We start from the raw sequence: 18,574 nt of genomic DNA, 5'->3' as shown, positions 1-18,574 counted from the left end.
ACATTGAAATGCGTTCCAATGTAGGAGCTGCCGCAGGCTGCGATCTTTTAATAGGCCTTAATTCGGTCCTGGATCTGCCACCAGACGCCCGGCATCCTTGGTCAGCGACTTGAGAAACTCGGTCTGCAGCTCAGGATCGTTGCGCGTGAGTTCGATCAGGCTTTGTTCCAGCTCGCTGGCTTCTTCTTCCAGACCCAGTTCCGACAGACGTTTGACCCGGTGTACCCACTGGCTCACTTCGTCGTCTTCCAGGTCGTCGTAAATCAGCCCGTGCGCCTCCAGCAATTTGCCGCGCAGATGACTGCTGATCATCAGCGACGAATCAGAGTGCACGTCATCCTTGCTGTCTTCGACGCTGATCTGCAGCTTGCCGACATGATTGAGGTCATTTTCGGCAAACGGGCTGTCGAGCAGATTCAGACGCAGCACACCGTTACGATCGGTGGTCATGTCGAAGGTCTGCTTGCCAGCCTTGACCTGCACCGGGCGCTCGCTCCACGGCAGGCTCGAATACTCCGTGCGCTTGTCGCGCTGGACTTCATCGATACCCGCCAGGTTCTGCTGCGCGCGACCATTGGACTGCACGTTCATGAACGGATTGAGCCCGGCAAAACCGTAGCTCAGCCAGTCCTTGGTGACGCTGTCCGGCAGATTGCCGAGAGCGAAAACGTTGACCACGTTCGCGCCGACGCCGCCGACCACGGCCACCACGCCCAGCGGGATCTCGTAGACCTCCCGCCAAGGCTGGTAAGGCGTGTAGCGATCGTAGCGACGGGTGACTTCGAACTCGGTGACTTCGAAAGTCTTCTGTTCGTTGATCTTCACGCGTCGCTGCGGCAGCTCAAGCGCCTTAGGCTCGCCGACATCAATCTGCAGGCTATGGTCGAGCAACTTCCGCTCGACCCGCTCTTCGTGCTCGCTGCGTTGTGACATGTGATTGGCACAGCCGCTGACCAGCAGGGCACCGCACAGGGCGGTGCCACCGAGGCCTAAGGTGTTTCGCTTGAACATGACGTCTCTATCTGGTTTCAGCGGCGGATACGGGCCTGCAGGAAGGACAATACGTCGGCCACCGGCAATGCTTGCGCTTCGCCTTCGGTCCGGCTCTTGTATTCCAGGTTGCCTTCGGCGAGGCCGCGGTCGCTGACCACGATCCGGTGAGGAATGCCGATCAGCTCCATGTCCGCGAATTTGATGCCCGGGCTGGTTTTCTTGTCGCGATCGTCCAGCAGCACTTCGAAACCGGCGGCCGTCAGTTCGGCGTACAGTTTGTCGGTGGCTTCGCGCACCTGCTCGGTTTCATAACGCAGCGGAACCAGAGCGATCTGGAACGGCGCCAGAGTGTCGCTCCAGATGATGCCGTTTTCGTCGTTGTTCTGCTCAATGGCAGCCGCCACCACGCGGGACACGCCGATGCCGTAGCAGCCCATTTCCAGGGTTACCGGCTTGCCGTTCTCGCCCAGCACTTCGCACTTCATCGCCTTGCTGTACTTGTTGCCCAGCTGGAAGATGTGGCCGACTTCGATACCGCGTTTGATTTCCAGCGTGCCTTTGCCGTCCGGGCTTGGGTCACCGGCGACTACGTTACGCAGGTCGGCCACGGTCGGAACCGGCAGATCGCGCTCCCAGTTCACGCCAAAGTAGTGCTTGTCGTCGATGTTCGCGCCGATACCGAAGTCGCTCATCAGTTCGACCGAGCGGTCGATGATGATTGGCAACGGCAGGTTCAGCGGGCCGAGCGAACCGGCGCCGGCGCCAATGGCGTCACGCAGTTCGGCATCGGTGGCCATGACCAGCGGGCTGGCAACGCCCGGTTGCTGGGCAGCCTTGATTTCGTTGAGTTCGTGGTCGCCTCGAATCACCAGCGCGATCAGCTTGCCTTCTTCTTCGGCACGCACGATCAGGGTCTTGATGGTCTTCTCAATCGGCAGATTGAATTTTTCCACCAGCGCCGCGATGGTCTTGGTGTCTGGGGTATCGACCAGGCGCAGCTCTTCGGTCGCAGCGGCACGCGAGGTTTCGCGTGGCACCGCTTCGGCTTTTTCGATGTTCGCTGCGTAGTCGGAGCCGTTGCTGAAGACGATGTCGTCTTCGCCGGACTCGGCCAGTACGTGGAATTCGTGCGAGCCGGCGCCACCGATCGAACCGTTGTCGGCTTCAACCGGACGGAATTTCAGGCCCAGACGGCTGAACACGTTGCAGTACGCCTGGTGCATACGGTCATAAGTGACCTGCAGCGACGCCTGATCAGCGTGGAACGAGTACGCGTCCTTCATGATGAATTCACGGCCACGCATCAAACCGAAGCGTGGGCGGATTTCGTCACGGAATTTGGTCTGGATCTGGTACAGGTTGATTGGCAGCTGTTTGTAGCTGCTCAACTCGTTGCGCATCAGATCGGTGATCACTTCTTCGTGGGTCGGGCCCGCGCAGAAGTCGCGACCGTGGCGATCTTTGATGCGCAGCAGCTCAGGGCCGTATTCTTCCCAGCGCCCCGATTCCTGCCACAGCTCGGCCGGTTGGGTGCTCGGCATCAACACTTCCAGAGAGCCGGCGGCGTTCATCTCTTCGCGAACGATGGCTTCAACCTTGCGCATGACTCGCAAGCCCATCGGCAGCCAGGTGTACAGGCCCGAGGCGAGTTTGCGGATCATGCCGGCGCGCAGCATCAGCTGGTGGCTGATCACGACCGCGTCGGAAGGCGTTTCTTTCTGTGTGGCGAGCAAAAATTGACTGGTGCGCATGGTTGGCCGTTGTCGGTTGCTATGACTGGAAATGACTCCGCAGTGTACCGGCGAGTTTTGCCGACGTACAGGCGTGAGGTCAGTGGGGAGGCACGACGGCGAGATTCCTCCCGCCGTTGCCGAAACGTCTTACGATTCTTCTGCGACCGGCGTCGGCACAGGCTCGGGCGTTGGCGTCGGGCCTTCGCGGCGGCTTTCCTGAAACCAGTGCAACGCGATCAGAATCAACGTCGGCACGCCGAGCAGGGCAGTGATCAGGAAGAAGCTGTGGTAACCGAACTTCTCGACCAGAACCCCGGAATAGCCGCCCATCAGGCGCGGCAACAGCAGCATGATCGAGCTGAGCAGGGCGTATTGGGTGGCGGAGAACTTCAGGTTGGTCAGGCTCGACAGGTAGGCAACGAACGCCGACGTCGCCAGACCCGAACTGAAGTTATCGAGGGAAATGGTCACCATCAGCATCTGCAGGTTTGGACCCATGTCGGCGAGCATGACGAACAGCAGGTTGGTGGCGGCCGAGGCCGCGCCGCCGATGAACAGAATCGGCAGAATGCCGAAGCGCACGATCAGCAGACCGCCCATGCCGGCGCCGACCAGCGTCATGATCAGGCCGAAGATCTTGCTGACACTGGCAATCTGATCCTTGGTGAAACCCTGATCGATATAGAACACGTTGGCCATGACGCCCATTACCGTGTCCGACATCCGATAGGTGGCGATCAGGCCGAGCAGCAGCAGTGCCTGCCAGCGGTAGCGCAGAATGAAGTCATTGACCGGTGTCAGCACCGGTGCGAGGCCGCGACGACCCATGGTCGACAGACACAGACCGGTGAGCAGCGTATAGAGAATCGCGCGCAGGAAGGCGCGGTCTTCGAGCAGCAGGTCAAGCGGACTCATGTCGCCGAACAGCACACTGGCAAAATCGGTGTTGTAGAGCTGGGTGAACATCGCCGGTACCGAGACCAGCAAGATAATCAGCACAAACACCGACATCAGTTGATGCATGAAGGTATAGCGCCCGGCCTGCAATTGAGTGCGTAGCGGCACTGGCGGCTCGCGCATCAACAGCGTGGTCAGCAGGGCAGGAATCATCAATGCGCCGAACAGCGCGTAAGTGCCGGCCCAGGCCGAGTGCTGATAATTGAAACCTGTGGAGCCGAAGCCCTCAGCGAAAAACAGTGCGCCAGCGGTGGCCAGCAGCGCTGCTACGCGGTACCCGGACATATAACTGGCGGCGAGGGCGGCCTGGCGGTTGTCTTCGGCGATTTCCAGGCGATAGGCATCCACCGCGATATCCTGGGTGGCGGAGGCGAAGGCGACGACGACGGCAATCGCGATCAGCCAGGACAGATGCTTCTGCGGATCGCAGAAACCCATGCCGACCAGGCCGAGAATCACCAAGGCCTGCGAGAGCACCAGCCACGAACGGCGACGGCCGAGTTTGCCCAGCAACGGCAGGCGCCATTGGTCGAGCAGTGGTGACCAGACCCATTTGAACGCATAAGCCAGGCCGATCAGGCTGGCGTAGCCGATGGTTTCACGGGCGACACCGGCTTCACGCAGCCAGACGGAAAGCGTTGAAAATACCAGCATGTACGGCAGGCCGGCGGCGAAACCGAGCAACAACAGCACGAGCGTCGAAGGACTGGCATAAGCGGCTAGCGCGGCGCGCCAGGTTTTACGGGGCATGGGCTGAAGTCTGCCTCAAGATTGCGAAAACAAAGCGCGCACTCTAACCGCTGTGCTCTACCGGACGCCAGCCATGGCGCTGAATATCCACACGATTGTTCAGGACGGTGATGCCTTCCATGAGCAATCTGGCCCGTTGTTCATCACCCGATGGGCTGCCCACCGGCAGGCTGATCCGACCGCCGGCGCCCAGCACTCGGTGCCAGGGCAGTTTGGTATCACCGGGTAGCTGGCTCAAGGTGCGGCCGACCCAGCGGGCGGCGCGCCCCAACCCGGCCAGTTCAGCTAACTGACCATAGCTGACGACTTTGCCTTCGGGCACTTGGGCGAGCGTCGAGTAGAGCGCCGTGCGTCGGATTTGCGCATCGTTTTCAACGCTGTCGAGCGGGTCTGTCACGTACGCGGTTCCTGAGCATGAACAGTTTGATGGCTTTCAGAGTAATCGGTGATCGCGCAATTGAGAAATGAACTCATCGGAAATCGTTCGGTCAGTCCTTGTCAGGGTCTTATTCCTACGGATAATGCCGACCTTTTTCGCAAACTTGAGCCTTCGATTCGCTTATGTTTTCCAGATCCTTGCTGTGCCTTGCTGTTTTCAGCGCGTCCACGCCCCTGCTTGCCGATACCGTCTGGTTGAAGAACGGTGACAAGTTGAGCGGTACCATTACGGTATTCGACGGCGGCAAGCTGTTGATCCAGACCAAATACGCCGGTGCGGTCACCATCGACTGGAAAGAGGTCAAGACGCTGGACAGCGATCAGCACTTGCTGGTCAAACAGGATGCCTACACCGGCGAAGTGTCCAAGTCGCTGACGGCCGCCGAAGATGGCAAGGTCACCTTGGCCAATGGCGAGGCGCCGAAAACCGTCGAGCTGGCGAGCATTCAGCAGATTCTCAAACCGAAACCGGTGGTCGAGGATCTGGTGTGGAAGGGCAATGTCGACTTGGCGCTGGATTATCAGCGCGCCGAGAAGGACACCGATGACTACGATGTCGGCTTCAAGACCACGGCACGTCATGGTCGCTGGCGTCATACCGCCGAAGGCGAGTACAACCGCGAAGTGCAGGACGACGAGACCACCACCAACAACTGGCGCGCCGAATATGCACTCGACCGCTTCCTGACCGATAAATGGTTCTGGCAGGGTCGTCTGAATTACAAGCGCGATCACATCGAAGAGCTGGCGCGTCAGCGCGTGGTTGGTACCGGTCCTGGCTACCAGTTCTGGGATGACGAGTTAGGCGCGTTCTCGCTGGGCTCGCTGCTCAACCGCACGGACTATGAGTACCGCGATGGCAGCAAGGACAACTTCTACTCTGTCGCCATGAAATGGGATTACAACCGTTACCTGATTGGCAAGAAAGTCGAGTTCTTCACCAACGGTGAAGTGGGCAAACCACTGTCCGGAGTTGCTGATTACGCACTGGATGCTGAATTGGGGCTGCGTTACAAGGTCACCGACTGGGCGTCGCTCAACCTCAAGGCTGAGCGCGACATCATCAGTGGCACCAACGATGCCGATCTGAACAAGACCCGTTATACCGCCGGGTTTGGCGTGGCCTGGTAAGGCGCAAGCAAAAGATCGCAGCCTTCGGCAGCTCCTACAGAGGATTGATGTACATCCTGTAGGAGCTGCCGAAGGCTGCGATCTTTTTTTGCGAGCTGAAAAACAGACGCCCACAAAAAAGCCCCGCTTTTAAGGGCGGGGCTCTTTTCTAAAGAAGCTACAAGTTAGATAACTTGTACTTCTTCAGCTTGCATGCCTTTCTGACCGCGGGTAGCGATGAAAGAAACCTGTTGGCCTTCTTTCAGGCTTTTGAAGCCGTCGGATTGGATAGCTTTGAAGTGAACGAACAGGTCGTCACCGGATTGTGGAGTGATGAAGCCGAAGCCTTTTTCATCGTTGAACCACTTAACGGTACCGGTTTGGCGATTAGACATGGTGTAACTCCTTGAACAAAGATAACTGCGACTCAGGAAGAACCCTGGCCGAGACTGAGTGCAAAGAGCAGGAAAAATTCTTGTAGATGGTTGGATCGAAATTCAACATATCGTGTAGAGATTCTCAGTGACACAAGCAACACAGTGACGCCACCTTAACCCAGTTTCCGAGAAGTGCCAATGCTTCTTGCGAAGGTTTCTCTGTTTTCGGGATCGGCGGTGTGACGGTTCGTCGCCAAAGCTCGTATTTCATGGGTGTTCGGCGAGAATTGCACCGCGCACTTTGAACCCGGCGGCGCGCCCGGTAAGATGCCGGACAGAATTTTTCCACCTCGCTATTCAGGACACCCCGCCATGAGCATCAAATCGGACAAGTGGATTCGCCGCATGGCGCAGGAACACGGCATGATCGAACCGTTCGTCGAGCGCCAGATGCGCGGCAGCGATGACAGCCGTGTGATCTCCTACGGTGTATCGAGCTATGGCTACGATGTACGTTGCACCAATCACTTCAAGGTGTTCACCAACATCAACTCGTCCATCGTCGACCCGAAAAACTTCGACCCGGGCAGCTTCGTCGACGTCCATAGCGACGTCTGCATCATTCCGCCGAACTCCTTTGCACTGGCCAGCACCGTCGAAAACTTCCGCATTCCGCGCAATGTATTGACCATCTGCCTGGGTAAAAGCACCTACGCGCGCTGTGGCATCATCGTTAACGTCACCCCGCTTGAGCCAGAGTGGGAAGGCCACGTGACGCTGGAATTCTCCAACACCACTAACCTGCCGGCGAAAATCTACGCCAACGAAGGCGTGGCGCAGATGCTCTTCCTTGAATCCGACGAGGAATGCGAAGTGTCCTACAAGGATCGCGGTGGCAAGTACCAGGGCCAGCGTGGCGTGACCTTGCCGCGCACCTGATCGGTCCATCCGACAGATCGCGGGAATTCTTTGGCGGGCAGACACTCTATGGGGTGTACTGCCCGTTTTTGCTTTCGGCAAAACGGGCCTTCGCGAGGAGTGCCCTATGAAGATCGATCCGCAAATCACTGCCGAACTGGCAAGGCTCGAGCCCAATCAGATTGGCGTATTGGCCTGGTCCTTGTTGGCGCATCCGCCACTGAGCATGGCCGGCGGAATTCCCGGACAGCCCGATCCCGATACCCCCAACGAACAACCGACCGAGCCGGGCGAACCGACCCTTCCAGACGAGCCGCCACCGGCACCGGTTGCCTGATCTGCATTGAAAACCAATGGCCAGTCAGATGAGGTCTGTGAAGACGTCAACTGACTGGCCATATTTCGTTGTCACCGATGACGAAAATTCTGCAGCTTTGCTCCTTCTCGACCGGATATCCCCCGGTAAACGCGCCAAAGGCCGGCAGCAGGCTGATGCCTTCGCTGAGTCTGAAACACGCCAGGCGCAAGCTTTGGCGGCCCTTGCCATGTAACCGATAGACCGGATGCACATGACCGGCCAGTACGTGTCGTTCAGGATGCGGGTCCGGTTCATGTTGCAGGGCGAATGGCCCGATCAGCAGCGGTTCGGGCACGACGCGGATATTCAGCGATTCCGGCGGATCGCCCGCCCGTTTGTCGTGATTGCCGCGGATCAGTGTCATCGGCAGATCAACATGGCGAGCACGCCATTCGGCCAGTTCGCGCAAAGTCCCCACGGCATGCGAGCCGGGTCCGTGGAGAAAATCGCCAAGGAATATCAGCTGTCGGCAGGGCATTTTCGCCAGCAATCGGTCAATCACTGCAATATTGCTCGCGGTAGTGCCTTGCGGGACCGGTTGACCGAGGCTGCGGTAGGCGGCGGCTTTACCGAAATGCACATCGGCAATCAACAAGGCCTGTTGCGCCGGCCAGTACAGGGCCTTTTCCGGCAGCAACCAGAGGTCTTCACCCGCCAGTCGCACAGGGTAGGGCGCGTTCATCGGTGTTTGCCCTTGTCGGCGGATTTTTCCAGGTCTCCAACCATCCGTCTGATGCGGTCGGCGAGTTTCTCTGAACTCATGCTTTCGCGCATGCGCTCCACCAGCAGTGGAAACCCCAGGGGTGTAGGACGCTTTATCTGATGCACGTCGAGTTTCATCCGGTTGATGTGCTCCAGTGTCTGTTCCAGACGTTGAATATCCAATTCCTCTCGTAGGACTTCTTCCCCGGCCTGTGCGAGCAACAGGTTATCGGCGTCGTATTGTTTGAACACTTCGAAGAACAAACCGCTGGACGCCTGTACCTGCCGGGTGCTTTTCGGCGCACCGGGGTAACCGGCGAAGACCAGCCCGGCAATCCGGGCGATTTCTCGGAAGCGTCGCAACGCCAATTCGCCTGCGTTGAGGCTGGCCAGTACATCCTTTAACAGGTGATCGGCGTTGAACAGTTGTGTATTCAAATGCTCGGCCCAGTCGACGGGCGTGGCGCTGAGCAATTCCAGGCCGTAATCGTTCACCGCGATCGAGAACGTCACGGGCTGGCGCTGGCTGACACGCCAGGCCAGCAGGCTCGCCAGCCCCAGATGCACCTGGCGCCCGGCAAACGGGTAGAGAAAAAGGTGCCAGCCTTCGCGGGATTTCAGCACTTCGGCCAACAGATTTTCGGCGGTGGGCAAGCCAGACCAGTGCATCTGCGTTTCCAGTAACGGTCGCAACGCCTGCATTTCCGGGCCGACAAACTCACCCTGCGCGGCGGCACTGAAGCGCCTGACCACGGCTTCGGCCAACTCGTTGGAAAGTGGCATCCGCCCGCCATTCCAGCGCGGCACCGCGGCTTTCTTCGCCGTGCTGCGTTTGACGTAAGCGGTCATGTTTTCCACCCGCACCAACTCCAGCAAACGCCCGGCGAAGAGAAAACCATCACCTGGTTTGAGCCGCGCGATAAAGCCTTCCTCGACACTGCCCAACTGTTTGCCACCGCCGCCATTGCTCCAGAATTTCAGATGGATGCTCGCGTCACTGACGATGGTGCCGATGCTCATGCGATGGCGCCGCGCCAATCGCGCATCCGGTACGCGCCAGACGCCGTGCTCGTCTGGCTCGACCCGGCGGTAATCCGGATAGGCTGTCAGAGACATCCCGCCATGGCGTACGAAAGCAAGCGCCCAGCTCCAGTCAGCGGGTGTCAGGTCGCGATAGGCCCAGGCGCCGCGGACTTCTTCGTACAACTCTTCAGGAATAAACCCACCGCCGAGGGCCATGCTGACCAAGTGTTGCACCAGCACATCCAGCGGTTTGTGCGGTGACAGGCGTGGTTCGATGCGCCGTTGTTCGACGGCATCGCGGGCGGCGGCGGCTTCGATCAACTCAAGGCTGTGCGTCGGCACCAGCGTCACCCGCGACGTGCGGCCCGGTGCATGGCCCGAGCGTCCGGCCCGTTGCATCAGGCGCGCGACACCTTTGGCCGAGCCGATTTGCAGTACGCGCTCGACGGGCAGGAAATCCACGCCCAGGTCCAGGCTTGAAGTGCAGACTACGGCTTTCAAATGCCCGTTCTTCAAGGCCTGTTCGACCCAGTCGCGAGTCTCGCGAGACAGGGAGCTGTGATGCAACGCGATCAGCCCGGCCCAGTCCGGCCGTGCCTCCAGCAGCGCCTGATACCAGATTTCCGATTGCGCCCGCGTATTGGTGAAGACCAAGGTGCTGGCGCAAGCATCCAGTTCGGCAACGACCTGCGGCAGCATCTTCAGACCGATATGCCCGGCCCAGGGAAAACGTTCGATGGCCGGTGGGAGGAGGGTGTCGACCTTCAGCGTTTTTTCGCGTTGCCCCTGAATGCTGATGCCGCCGCCCTGTGGGATCAGCACCTGCTCGGCGTGGGATTGATTACCCAGGGTGGCCGAGACGCCCCAGACGATCAGCTCAGGCTGCCAATGCCGCAGGCGGGCGAGGGCCAGTTGCAGTTGCACGCCGCGCTTGTTGCCGAGCAGTTCGTGCCATTCATCGACGACGATCATGCGCAGAGTCGACAGCGCTACCTGTGCATCAGCGCGGGCGAGCAGCAGGGTCAGGCTTTCCGGGGTGGTGATCAGCGTGGTCGGCAGGCGTCGGCTCTGGCGGGCGCGCTCGCTGCTGCTGGTGTCGCCGGTGCGCAGACCGATGTTCCACGGGATCTGCAGGTCATCGACCGGTGTTTGCAAAGCGCGCGCGGTGTCGGCGGCGAGGGCGCGCATGGGGGTGATCCACAGCACGGTCAGCGGTTCGGCCGGTGATTTGCGTTTGCGCGGTGTTTCGACGGCAGGCTGCGAGCGCGCGAAGCGATTGAGCGCGGCAAACCACACGGCATAGGTTTTACCGGCACCGGTGCTGGCGTGGAGCAGGCCGGATTCGCCTTTTTTGACTGCCGCCCATACATCTTTCTGAAAGGCGAACGGCTTCCAGCCGCGGGCGCTGAACCAGATTTTTGCCAGGTCGGAGGATTTCGCCATGCGGGCTGCGCGCGCTCTGGAGGTGTTCTTCCAGTGACCACATCAGTTGGCGAAAGGTTTAATCAGGGTGACCGTGTAGGAGCTGCCGAAGGCTGCGATCTTTTGATCTTGATCTTGATCTTGATCTCTACAAAACAAGATCAAAAGATCGCAGCCTTCGGCAGCTCCTACAGGGGAACGTGGGCTACTTGAGGTTTCCGCTGAGGAATTGTTTGAGGCGTTCGCTTTTCGGGTTGCCGAGGACTTCCTCGGGGGCGCCTTCTTCTTCCACCAGACCTTGATGCAGAAACAACACCTGGCTGGAAACCTTACGAGCGAAGCTCATCTCATGGGTCACCATGATCATAGTCCGGCCTTCTTCCGCCAGCCCTTGAATCACCTTCAACACTTCACCGACCAATTCCGGATCGAGCGCCGAGGTCGGTTCATCGAACAACATCACCTCAGGCTCCATCGCCAGCGCCCGGGCAATCGCTACGCGCTGTTGCTGGCCGCCGGAGAGAAACGCCGGGTATTGATCGGCCACTCGCGCCGGCAAACCAACCTTGTCCAGATAACGCCGCGCACGATCGTCGGCTTCCTGTTTGCTGCAACCCAACACCCGGCGCGGGGCCATGGTGATGTTTTCCAGCACGGTCATGTGGCTCCACAGGTTGAAATGCTGGAACACCATCGCCAGCCGCGTGCGCAAACGTTGCAGTTCATCGGCATCGGCGACGTGCATGCCGTGGCGGTCGGTGACCATGCGGATCGCTTGGCCATCGAGGCTCATGGCGCCGTCGTTGGGTTGTTCGAGAAAGTTGATGCAGCGCAAAAAGGTGCTTTTGCCCGAGCCGCTGGCACCGATCAGGCTGATCACGTCGCCGGTCTTGGCCTTGAGCGAAACGCCTTTGAGCACCTGATGGTCGCCATAGCTTTTGTGCAGGCCTTCAACGGTCAGTTTGTACATGGGACAGACATCCTCAAGGCGAAAGTAGGTAGCCGCTGCGATAGGCTTCAGCGCCCGCGACGTGGGCGATGACCATGCCGGCAGTGGCCATGCGTCGCAGCGAACGGGCGTACATCACGCCGGCGCTGGTGCAATGAATGGGGGTGACCCGGTCGTGGATAGGGTCGATGATTTCGGCGATCTGCTGCCCGGCTTCGAGGTATTGCCCCGCCGTGGCGGTATACACCAGCAGGCCGCCGACCGGGGTGGTCACCGGTTCCACACCGGCCAGCGGCGTGGCGGGGAACGGCAGCGGTGGTTGCGGTTTGGTCTCGCCGACGATCGCATCGGACTGGATCAGATAATCGATCAGTGCCTGGCAGTCGCGGCTGGCGAGCGGATGAGTAACGTCACCCTGGCCGCGCAACTCGACGGTCACGGAGAAACTGCCCAGCGGAATCTCGAAGTGTTCGCCGAAGCGCTCTTTCAATTGCCACCACAGCAGCGTGAAGCATTCGTCGAACGACTGACCGCCGGAGTCAGTGGCCAGCAGGCTCGCCTGGGCTTCGATATAGCGCGCCAGCGGTTCGACCTGCGGCCACGCTTCGGGCGTGGTGTAGAGGTGAACCACCGATTCGAAGTCGCAGTGCAAGTCGAGCACCATATCCGCATCACAGGCCAGCCGTTGCAGGATCAGGCGCTGGGATTGCAGTTGCGTGCTGGCAGTCTGGCGGGCGAGGGCATTGCGCAGATGGCTGCGGATCAGTTCAAGGTTGTGCTGTGCATCGTCATTCAGCCTGCCCTCGATAGCGTTGCCGATTTCCTCGCTGAGGTCGACGAACCAGCGGTTGAAGTTCTGCCCGCTCTCCAGTTCGTAACGGCCCAGCGGCACGTCCATTAGCACTTGTTCGAGGCCGACCGGGTTGGCCACCGGCACCAACACGATTTCGCTGCGCAGGCGCCCGGCGGCCTCCAGCTCGGCCAGACGCTGTTTGAGATGCCAGGCGACGAGCATGCCCGGCAATTCGTCGGCATGCAGCGAAGACTGAATGTAAACCTTGCCCTTGGCCTGTTCCGGGCCGAAGTGGAAGCTGTGGATCTGTCGTGCGGTCCCCGGCAGCGGGGCCAGCAAGTCATGAATCAGGTGGCGCATTGCAAAGGTGTCCTAGTGAGTCGGGCCGAGGAAAGCCAGCCATCGGCGTTCAGCAAGGCGGAACAAGCCGACCAGCGCAAAGGTAATGGTCAGGTAGATCAGCGCGGCGATGCCGAACGACTGAAAAGTCAGGAAGGTCGCCGAGTTGGCGTCCCGGGCGACTTTCAGGATGTCGGGGATGGTCGCGGTGAAGGCCACGGTGGTCGAGTGCAGCATCAGGATCACTTCGTTGCTGTAATACGGCAACGAACGGCGCAGCGCCGACGGCATGATCACGTAGGCATACAGCTTCCAGCCGGTCAGCCCGTAAGCCTTGGCCGCTTCGACCTCGCCGTGGTTCATGCTGCGGATCGCCCCGGCGAAAATCTCCGTGGTGTAGGCGCAGGTGTTGAGGGCGAAGGCGAGGATCGTGCAGTTCATCGCATCGCGAAAGAAACTGTCGAGCAACGGCTGCGCACGCACGGCGGCCAGGCTGTAGATCCCGGTGTAGCAGATCAGCAACTGGATATACAACGGCGTGCCACGGAACAGGTAGGTGTAAAACTGCACCGGCCAGCGAATGTAGAAGTGCGGCGAAACCCGTGCAATCGACAGCGGAATCGACACCAGGAAACCGAAGAAGATCGAAGCGCTGAGCAGCCACATCGTCATCGCCAGCCCGGTAATGTTCTGGCCATCGGTATAAAGGAAGGCTCGCCAATATTCCTGCAAAAGTTCGATCATCGTACGGCCTCCCGGGCACCGGCGGCGTAGCGACGTTCGAGCCAGCGCAGGATGAAATTCGAGGCACTGGTGATCAGCAGATAGATCAATGCGGCGAGAACCAGGAAGTAGAACAGTTGATAAGTGCTTTTACCGGCGTCCTGCGCGGCTTTGACCAGATCGGCCAGACCAATGATCGACACCAGCGCGGTGGCCTTGAGCATCACCATCCAGTTGTTGCCGATACCCGGCAGGGCGAAGCGCATCATTTGCGGAAACACCACGAAGCGAAAGCGCTGGCCGCGTTTGAGGCCATACGCGGTGGCCGCTTCAACCTGTCCGCGTGGCACAGCGAGGATCGCGCCACGGAAGGTTTCGGTGAAATACGCACCATAGATGAAGCCGAGGGTCAGCACCCCGGCGCTGAATGGGTCGATTTCGATGTATTCCCATTCCAGATAATCGGTCAGAGACGTCAGCCAGGTCTGCAGGCTGTAGAAGATCAGCAGCATCAGCACCAGATCCGGCACCCCGCGAATCAGCGTGGTGTAGAGCTGCGCGGGCAGGCGCACCAGTTTGACTTTTGACAGTTTGGCACTGGCGCCAAGCAGGCCGAGCAACACGGCCACCAACAGCGACAACGCCGATAATTTGATGGTCATCCAGGTGCCTTCCAACAGCAACGGGCCAAAACCCTTGAGGCTGAAGGCGGAGAGCCCCAGATTTTGTAAGAGGTTTTCGAACATAAATCAGCAACCTGAGCGGATGGAAAAGGCGCCCATCGAGGATGGGTGCCGGGGCATTATTTGCCGCTGTACAGATTCAGATCGCCAAAGTGTTTCTTTTGAATCTCGGCGTATTTGCCGTTATCGTGTAACGCTTTGATACCTTTATCTAAAAGCGCTTTCAGCTCAGTGTTACCTTTCTTAATACCGACAGCGGTTTTGGCTGGCAGCAATTCGCTGTCGACTGGCTTGCTGACGTCATAGTCGGCACCCTGTGGCGACTTCAAAAAGCCCAGTTCGGCTTGCAGCATGTCCTGGATACCGGCGTCGAGACGGCCAGAGGTCAGGTCGGAATACACCTGATCCTGGTTCTGATAGGCCTGGGTTTTCACGCCGGCCTTGTCCAGCACGGCTTTGGCGTAGGCTTCTTGAATGGTGCCCTGCTCGTAGCCGACGGTTTTGCCCTTGAGGGATGCGACGTCTGCGGTGATACCGGAGCCTTTTTTGAACACATAAGCGGTCGGGCCGGAGAACAGCTCGCTGGAGAAGTCGATGACTTTTTCGCGGGCCGGGGTCACGGTCATCGACGAGATCACACCGTCGAATTTGTTGGCTTTGAGGCCCGGAATCATGCCGTCGAAGTCACTTTCGACCCACTTGCACTTGACCTTCAGTTCGGCGCAGATCGCGTTGCCCAGATCGATGTCGAAGCCCACCAGGCTGCCGTCGGCCGCTTTCGACTCGAACGGTGCGTACGAAGGGTCAACGCCAAAGCGCAACTCTTTGTATTCCTTGGCCAGCGCGGAGCCAGCGGCCATGCACAACGCCAGTGCAGAAAGGGTCAGCAATGCTTTTTTCATTATTCAATCCCTAAGAACCAATATGAGCGCTTGTGGCGCAGAATTATTGTTACTGGAACGCGTACGACCTATAGAAAGTAGCAATTTCCGAACCAGAGTCCCGAACAAGTGTTTTAAAAGGTTGGGCGCGGAGGGATGAGGGCGTTTGAATGCCCGGAACTGGGCATTGCAGAAAGCATGCACTGTTTTGTGGCTGATCGTTCCCATGCGCAGCAAAGGAATGCCTCAACGGACGCTCCGCGTTTGGCTTTTGGGGGGACGCGGAGCGTCCCAGGCTGCATTCCCACGCGGAGCGTGGGAACGATCAATGTCCGGGAGATTGGGGTCAGGCCAATAGATCTTGCAAGGTCGCGAGGCTATCCGCTTCTTCCACGGTTTTATCCTGCCGCCAGCGCAACATCCTCGGGAAACGCACCGCGATGCCGCTCTTGTGCCGCCGCGACAGGGCGATGCCTTCGAAGCCCAGCTCAAACACCAGACTCGGTTTCACGCTACTCACCGGCCCAAATTTCTCCACCGTGGTCTTGCGCACAATGCTGTCGACCTGGCGCATTTCTTCATCGGTCAGCCCCGAATAGGCTTTGGCAAACGGCACCAGCGCGCGTTGGCTGGACTCGGGTGGGCCGTCCCACACGGCAAAGGTGTAATCGCTGTACAAACTGGCGCGCCGACCATGACCGCGCTGGGCGTAAATCAACACGGCATCGACACTGAACGGATCAACCTTCCATTTCCACCACACGCCCATGTCCTTGGTGCGGCCGACGCCGTACAGCGAATCCCGCGCCTTGAGCATCATGCCCTCGACACCCAGGCGCCGCGATGACTCGCGCTGGCGGGCGAGGTCGAACCAGTCGCTGCCGGTCAGCACCGGTGAGGGCAGTAATACCGGACTGTTACAGCGGCCGATGACGTCTTCCAGTTGCGCGCGACGTTTGGCCTGCGGCTGGTTGCGCCAGTCTTCGTCCTGCCATTCAAGCAAGTCGTAAGCGAGCACCACCACCGGCACGTCTTCGAGGATTTTCTTGTCGAGGGTTTTGCGGCCGATGCGTTGTTGCAGCAAGGCGAAGGGTTGCACCGCCGCAGGTTCGGTCGATTGCGGATCGAAAGCATCTTCAGTACGCGGATGCGTGCTTTTCCACACGACGATTTCGCCGTCGATCACCGTGCCGTCGGGCAAGCCGTGTACCAGCAATTCCAATTCGGGAAAACGCTCGGTCACCAGTTCCTCGCCCCGCGACCAGATCCACAGCCGGCCTTCACGCTTGACCACTTGTGCACGGATGCCATCCCATTTCCATTCAATTTGCCAGTCGCTGGCCGGGCCGATCAGCGCTTCGAATTCTTCCACCGGTTGCGACAAGGCGTGGGCGAGGAAAAACGGGTAGGGCTGGCCGCCGCGCTGGGCATGCTCATCGCTGGATTCCGGGGCGATCAGTTTCAGGTAGCTGGCGGCGCTCGGCCGATTGGACAGGTCGGTGTAGCCGACCAGACGCTGCGCCACGCGTTTGCTGTCCAGCCCGGCCATCGACGCCAAGGCGCGGGTAACCAGCAGTTTCGAGACGCCGACGCGGAAACTGCCGGTGATCAATTTGATGCACAGCATCAGGCTCGATCGATCCAGTTGCGCCCACAGGGCGGGCAGTTGTCGGCTGAGGTATTCCGGAGTTTCACCGCGCAGCGGCAGGAGTTTGTCTTCGATCCATTCGGCGAGGCCGGCGTCGGAGCTGTGCAGGTTTTCCGCGAGTACCAGAGAAATGGTTTCCGCCAGGTCGCCGACCGCTTGATAGCTTTCCTCGAATAGCCACGGCTCGAGGCCGGAGACTGAGACGGCGAGTTCGCGCAGGATTCGGACCGGCACCAGTTGCCGGGGCCGCCCCCCGGAGAGGAAGTACACCGCCCACGCGGCGTCATGCGGTTCGGCCTGGGCGAAGTAAGTCTGCATTGCCGCCAGTTTGGCGTTGCTTGACGTGGTCGCGTCGAGTTCGGCGTACAACTCGGCGAATGCTCTCATGCTGGCATCTCGGCGATGGTCGGTTCGGTGGCGAGGTTTTCTTCTTCGTCATCGCCGTATTCGGTATTGAAACCCTGGGCATCCAGACCCTGTTCGCGCAGATGCCGCACGAGCACGCCGATCGAGCCGTGGGTGACCATCACCCGCTCTGCGCCGGTTTGCTCAATGGCCCAGAGCAGGCCGGGCCAGTCAGCGTGATCGGAAAGCACGAAACCACGATCGACGCCGCGCCGCCGCCGGGTGCCGCGCAAACGCATCCAGCCGCTGGCGAACGCGTCGCTGAACTCGCCGAAGCGACGCATCCAGGTGCTGCCTCCGGCCGAGGGCGGAGCGATGACCAGGGCCTGGCGCATGATCGGATCGCTTTTTTTTACGTCGCCGGCGTAGATCGTCGGCGGCAGGTACACACCAGCCTCGCGGTAGACCCGATTCAGCGGTTCGACCGCACCGTGGCTGAGGATCGGGCCGAGGGATTCATCGATGCCGTGGAGAATCCGCTGGGCCTTGCCGAACGAGTAACAGAACAACACGCTGGCCTTGCCGGCGGCAATATTCGCCGCCCACCACTGATTGATCTCGCTGAACACCTGTGCCTGTGGCTGCCAGCGGTAGATCGGCAGGCCGAAGGTCGATTCGGTGATAAAGGTGTGGCAGCGCACCGGTTCGAACGGGGCGCAGGTGCCGTCCGGTTCGATCTTGTAATCGCCGGACGCGACCCAGACTTCGCCGCCGTATTCCAGACGCACTTGGGCCGAACCGAGCACGTGGCCGGCCGGATGAAAGCTCAAGGTTACACCGTGGTGCGTCAGGCGCTGGCCGTAGGCGAGGGTTTGCAGGTTGATGTCTTGCCCCAGACGCGCGCGCAAAATCCCTTCGCTGGCGCTGCTGGCGAGGTAATGCTGGTTGCCGGTACGGGCGTGATCGCCGTGGGCATGGGTAATGACCGAGCGCTCGACGGGGCGCCACGGGTCAATGTAGAAATCTCCCGCAGGGCAATAAAGGCCTTCGGGGCGGGCGATAACAAGGTCCATGTCGTTACCAGAAATGGGGGGCTTGTTAGCTATGAGGTTGGCGCGTGTCCGGAAGTTCTATCGACTTTGAAGAGCAACCCTCACCCCAGCCCTCTCCCAGAGGGAGAGGGGGCCGACCGAGGTGTCTGGCGATTGACATCGACCTGAAAAAACCGAGTCGAGCACAGATTCTGGACCAGATCAAAAGCCCCTCACCCCAGCCCTCTCCCGGAGGGAGAGGGGGTTGACCGAGGTGTCTGGCCAGCTACATCGACCTGTAAGACCGAGTCGATTACGGATTCGGCAAGGCACGAACCGAGTTGATTCTGGATTCGGCAGTGCACGTTCAGGTCGGCGTATGACTCAAGCATCCCCCAATC

At 59.7% G+C, this 18,574-nt stretch carries 17 protein-coding genes; 3 read left to right on the top strand and 14 right to left on the bottom strand.

Going from position 1 to position 18,574, the window contains the following annotated elements; translation table 11 throughout:
• Positions 1–57 precede the first annotated feature (57 nt).
• The 4 genes from ACM6JQ_RS21185 to ACM6JQ_RS21170 form a co-directional block, all read right to left on the bottom strand.
• Complete coding sequence (locus ACM6JQ_RS21185; RefSeq protein ID WP_007918633.1) at positions 58–1,011, bottom strand: hypothetical protein; 954 nt, start codon at positions 1,009–1,011, stop codon at positions 58–60.
• A gap of 17 nt (positions 1,012–1,028) precedes the next feature.
• On the bottom strand, positions 1,029–2,744 hold the full coding sequence (locus ACM6JQ_RS21180) for a proline--tRNA ligase (protein ID WP_007918631.1): 1,716 nt from the start codon (positions 2,742–2,744) through the stop codon (positions 1,029–1,031).
• Between the two features lie 129 nt (positions 2,745–2,873).
• Positions 2,874–4,433 (bottom strand): AmpG family muropeptide MFS transporter, encoded by a 1,560-nt coding sequence (locus ACM6JQ_RS21175; protein ID WP_007918629.1) that lies wholly within the window; start codon positions 4,431–4,433, stop codon positions 2,874–2,876.
• 43 nt (positions 4,434–4,476) lie between these two features.
• Positions 4,477–4,830 (bottom strand): MGMT family protein, encoded by a 354-nt coding sequence (locus ACM6JQ_RS21170; protein WP_414894637.1) that lies wholly within the window; start codon positions 4,828–4,830, stop codon positions 4,477–4,479.
• A gap of 164 nt (positions 4,831–4,994) precedes the next feature.
• On the opposite strand from ACM6JQ_RS21170, the gene ACM6JQ_RS21165 reads away from it, so the two are divergent.
• On the top strand, positions 4,995–6,002 hold the full coding sequence (locus ACM6JQ_RS21165; protein WP_007918617.1) for a DUF481 domain-containing protein: 1,008 nt from the start codon (positions 4,995–4,997) through the stop codon (positions 6,000–6,002).
• 164 nt (positions 6,003–6,166) lie between these two features.
• Here ACM6JQ_RS21165 and ACM6JQ_RS21160 read toward each other — a convergent pair whose 3' ends face one another.
• Positions 6,167–6,376 carry a cold-shock protein gene (locus ACM6JQ_RS21160; protein ID WP_002554837.1) on the bottom strand — a complete coding sequence of 70 codons (210 nt, stop codon included), beginning with the start codon at positions 6,374–6,376 and terminating at the stop codon, positions 6,167–6,169.
• A 354-nt stretch (positions 6,377–6,730) separates the two neighbouring features.
• Here ACM6JQ_RS21160 and dcd point away from each other — a divergent pair, with 354 nt between their 5' ends.
• Both dcd and ACM6JQ_RS21150 read left to right on the top strand, forming a co-directional pair.
• A complete protein-coding gene (dcd, locus tag ACM6JQ_RS21155; protein WP_414894636.1) occupies positions 6,731–7,297 on the top strand; it encodes a dCTP deaminase in 567 nt (188 codons plus the stop codon).
• A 106-nt stretch (positions 7,298–7,403) separates the two neighbouring features.
• Complete coding sequence (locus ACM6JQ_RS21150; protein WP_007918615.1) at positions 7,404–7,613, top strand: hypothetical protein; 210 nt, start codon at positions 7,404–7,406, stop codon at positions 7,611–7,613.
• Between the two features lie 46 nt (positions 7,614–7,659).
• Here ACM6JQ_RS21150 and pdeM read toward each other — a convergent pair whose 3' ends face one another.
• The 9 genes from pdeM to ACM6JQ_RS21105 all read right to left on the bottom strand — a co-directional run bounded on the left by pdeM (position 7,660) and on the right by ACM6JQ_RS21105 (position 18,215).
• Positions 7,660–8,316, bottom strand: a complete 657-nt coding sequence (gene pdeM / locus ACM6JQ_RS21145) for a ligase-associated DNA damage response endonuclease PdeM (protein WP_007918614.1) — start codon at positions 8,314–8,316, stop codon at positions 7,660–7,662.
• Complete coding sequence (locus tag ACM6JQ_RS21140) at positions 8,313–10,802, bottom strand: ligase-associated DNA damage response DEXH box helicase (RefSeq protein WP_414894635.1); 2,490 nt, start codon at positions 10,800–10,802, stop codon at positions 8,313–8,315. Before ACM6JQ_RS21140 ends, pdeM begins: the two co-directional genes overlap by 4 nt.
• Before the next feature lie 184 nt (positions 10,803–10,986).
• On the bottom strand, positions 10,987–11,751 hold the full coding sequence (locus ACM6JQ_RS21135; RefSeq protein ID WP_007918612.1) for an ABC transporter ATP-binding protein: 765 nt from the start codon (positions 11,749–11,751) through the stop codon (positions 10,987–10,989).
• Positions 11,752–11,764: 13 nt separating this feature from the next.
• Positions 11,765–12,883, bottom strand: coding sequence for a succinylglutamate desuccinylase/aspartoacylase family protein (locus ACM6JQ_RS21130; RefSeq protein WP_095113861.1), 1,119 nt, complete (start codon positions 12,881–12,883; stop codon positions 11,765–11,767).
• A gap of 12 nt (positions 12,884–12,895) precedes the next feature.
• Positions 12,896–13,606, bottom strand: a complete 711-nt coding sequence (locus ACM6JQ_RS21125; RefSeq protein ID WP_007918610.1) for an ABC transporter permease — start codon at positions 13,604–13,606, stop codon at positions 12,896–12,898.
• Positions 13,603–14,331, bottom strand: a complete 729-nt coding sequence (locus ACM6JQ_RS21120) for an ABC transporter permease (protein WP_007918609.1) — start codon at positions 14,329–14,331, stop codon at positions 13,603–13,605. Before ACM6JQ_RS21120 ends, ACM6JQ_RS21125 begins: the two co-directional genes overlap by 4 nt.
• A gap of 56 nt (positions 14,332–14,387) precedes the next feature.
• Complete coding sequence (locus tag ACM6JQ_RS21115) at positions 14,388–15,170, bottom strand: transporter substrate-binding domain-containing protein (RefSeq protein WP_414894634.1); 783 nt, start codon at positions 15,168–15,170, stop codon at positions 14,388–14,390.
• Between the two features lie 325 nt (positions 15,171–15,495).
• Entirely contained in the window at positions 15,496–17,184 is a 1,689-nt protein-coding gene (locus ACM6JQ_RS21110; RefSeq protein ID WP_414894633.1) for an ATP-dependent DNA ligase, read from the bottom strand.
• Positions 17,181–18,215: a ligase-associated DNA damage response exonuclease gene (locus tag ACM6JQ_RS21105; RefSeq protein WP_414894632.1), complete on the bottom strand. Its 1,035-nt coding sequence runs from the start codon at positions 18,213–18,215 to the stop codon at positions 17,181–17,183. Before ACM6JQ_RS21105 ends, ACM6JQ_RS21110 begins: the two co-directional genes overlap by 4 nt.
• Positions 18,216–18,574 lie beyond the last annotated feature (359 nt).

The sequence above is a fragment of the Pseudomonas sp. IT-232MI5 genome (assembly GCF_949767845.1).
Taxonomy (GTDB): Bacteria; Pseudomonadota; Gammaproteobacteria; order Pseudomonadales; family Pseudomonadaceae; genus Aquipseudomonas.
The sequence above is the reverse complement of the archived record's forward strand: the minus strand, read 5'-3'. Positions and strand labels throughout refer to the sequence as shown.

What these genes read in the sequence shown, in the direction of transcription:
- ACM6JQ_RS21135 (WP_007918612.1), bottom strand. Translation starts at nt 11,751, where the DNA reads ATGTACAAACTGACCGTTGAAGGCCTGCACAAAAGCTATGGCGACCAT.
- ACM6JQ_RS21140 (WP_414894635.1), bottom strand. Translation starts at nt 10,802, where the DNA reads ATGGCGAAATCCTCCGACCTGGCAAAAATCTGGTTCAGCGCCCGCGGC.
- dcd (WP_414894636.1), top strand. Translation starts at nt 6,731, where the DNA reads ATGAGCATCAAATCGGACAAGTGGATTCGCCGCATGGCGCAGGAACAC.
- ACM6JQ_RS21185 (WP_007918633.1), bottom strand. Translation starts at nt 1,011, where the DNA reads ATGTTCAAGCGAAACACCTTAGGCCTCGGTGGCACCGCCCTGTGCGGT.
- ACM6JQ_RS21105 (WP_414894632.1), bottom strand. Translation starts at nt 18,215, where the DNA reads ATGGACCTTGTTATCGCCCGCCCCGAAGGCCTTTATTGCCCTGCGGGA.
- ACM6JQ_RS21180 (WP_007918631.1), bottom strand. Translation starts at nt 2,744, where the DNA reads ATGCGCACCAGTCAATTTTTGCTCGCCACACAGAAAGAAACGCCTTCC.
- pdeM (WP_007918614.1), bottom strand. Translation starts at nt 8,316, where the DNA reads ATGAACGCGCCCTACCCTGTGCGACTGGCGGGTGAAGACCTCTGGTTG.
- ACM6JQ_RS21165 (WP_007918617.1), top strand. Translation starts at nt 4,995, where the DNA reads ATGTTTTCCAGATCCTTGCTGTGCCTTGCTGTTTTCAGCGCGTCCACG.
- ACM6JQ_RS21130 (WP_095113861.1), bottom strand. Translation starts at nt 12,883, where the DNA reads ATGCGCCACCTGATTCATGACTTGCTGGCCCCGCTGCCGGGGACCGCA.
- ACM6JQ_RS21160 (WP_002554837.1), bottom strand. Translation starts at nt 6,376, where the DNA reads ATGTCTAATCGCCAAACCGGTACCGTTAAGTGGTTCAACGATGAAAAA.
- ACM6JQ_RS21150 (WP_007918615.1), top strand. Translation starts at nt 7,404, where the DNA reads ATGAAGATCGATCCGCAAATCACTGCCGAACTGGCAAGGCTCGAGCCC.
- ACM6JQ_RS21175 (WP_007918629.1), bottom strand. Translation starts at nt 4,433, where the DNA reads ATGCCCCGTAAAACCTGGCGCGCCGCGCTAGCCGCTTATGCCAGTCCT.
- ACM6JQ_RS21125 (WP_007918610.1), bottom strand. Translation starts at nt 13,606, where the DNA reads ATGATCGAACTTTTGCAGGAATATTGGCGAGCCTTCCTTTATACCGAT.
- ACM6JQ_RS21115 (WP_414894634.1), bottom strand. Translation starts at nt 15,170, where the DNA reads ATGAAAAAAGCATTGCTGACCCTTTCTGCACTGGCGTTGTGCATGGCC.
- ACM6JQ_RS21120 (WP_007918609.1), bottom strand. Translation starts at nt 14,331, where the DNA reads ATGTTCGAAAACCTCTTACAAAATCTGGGGCTCTCCGCCTTCAGCCTC.
- ACM6JQ_RS21110 (WP_414894633.1), bottom strand. Translation starts at nt 17,184, where the DNA reads ATGAGAGCATTCGCCGAGTTGTACGCCGAACTCGACGCGACCACGTCA.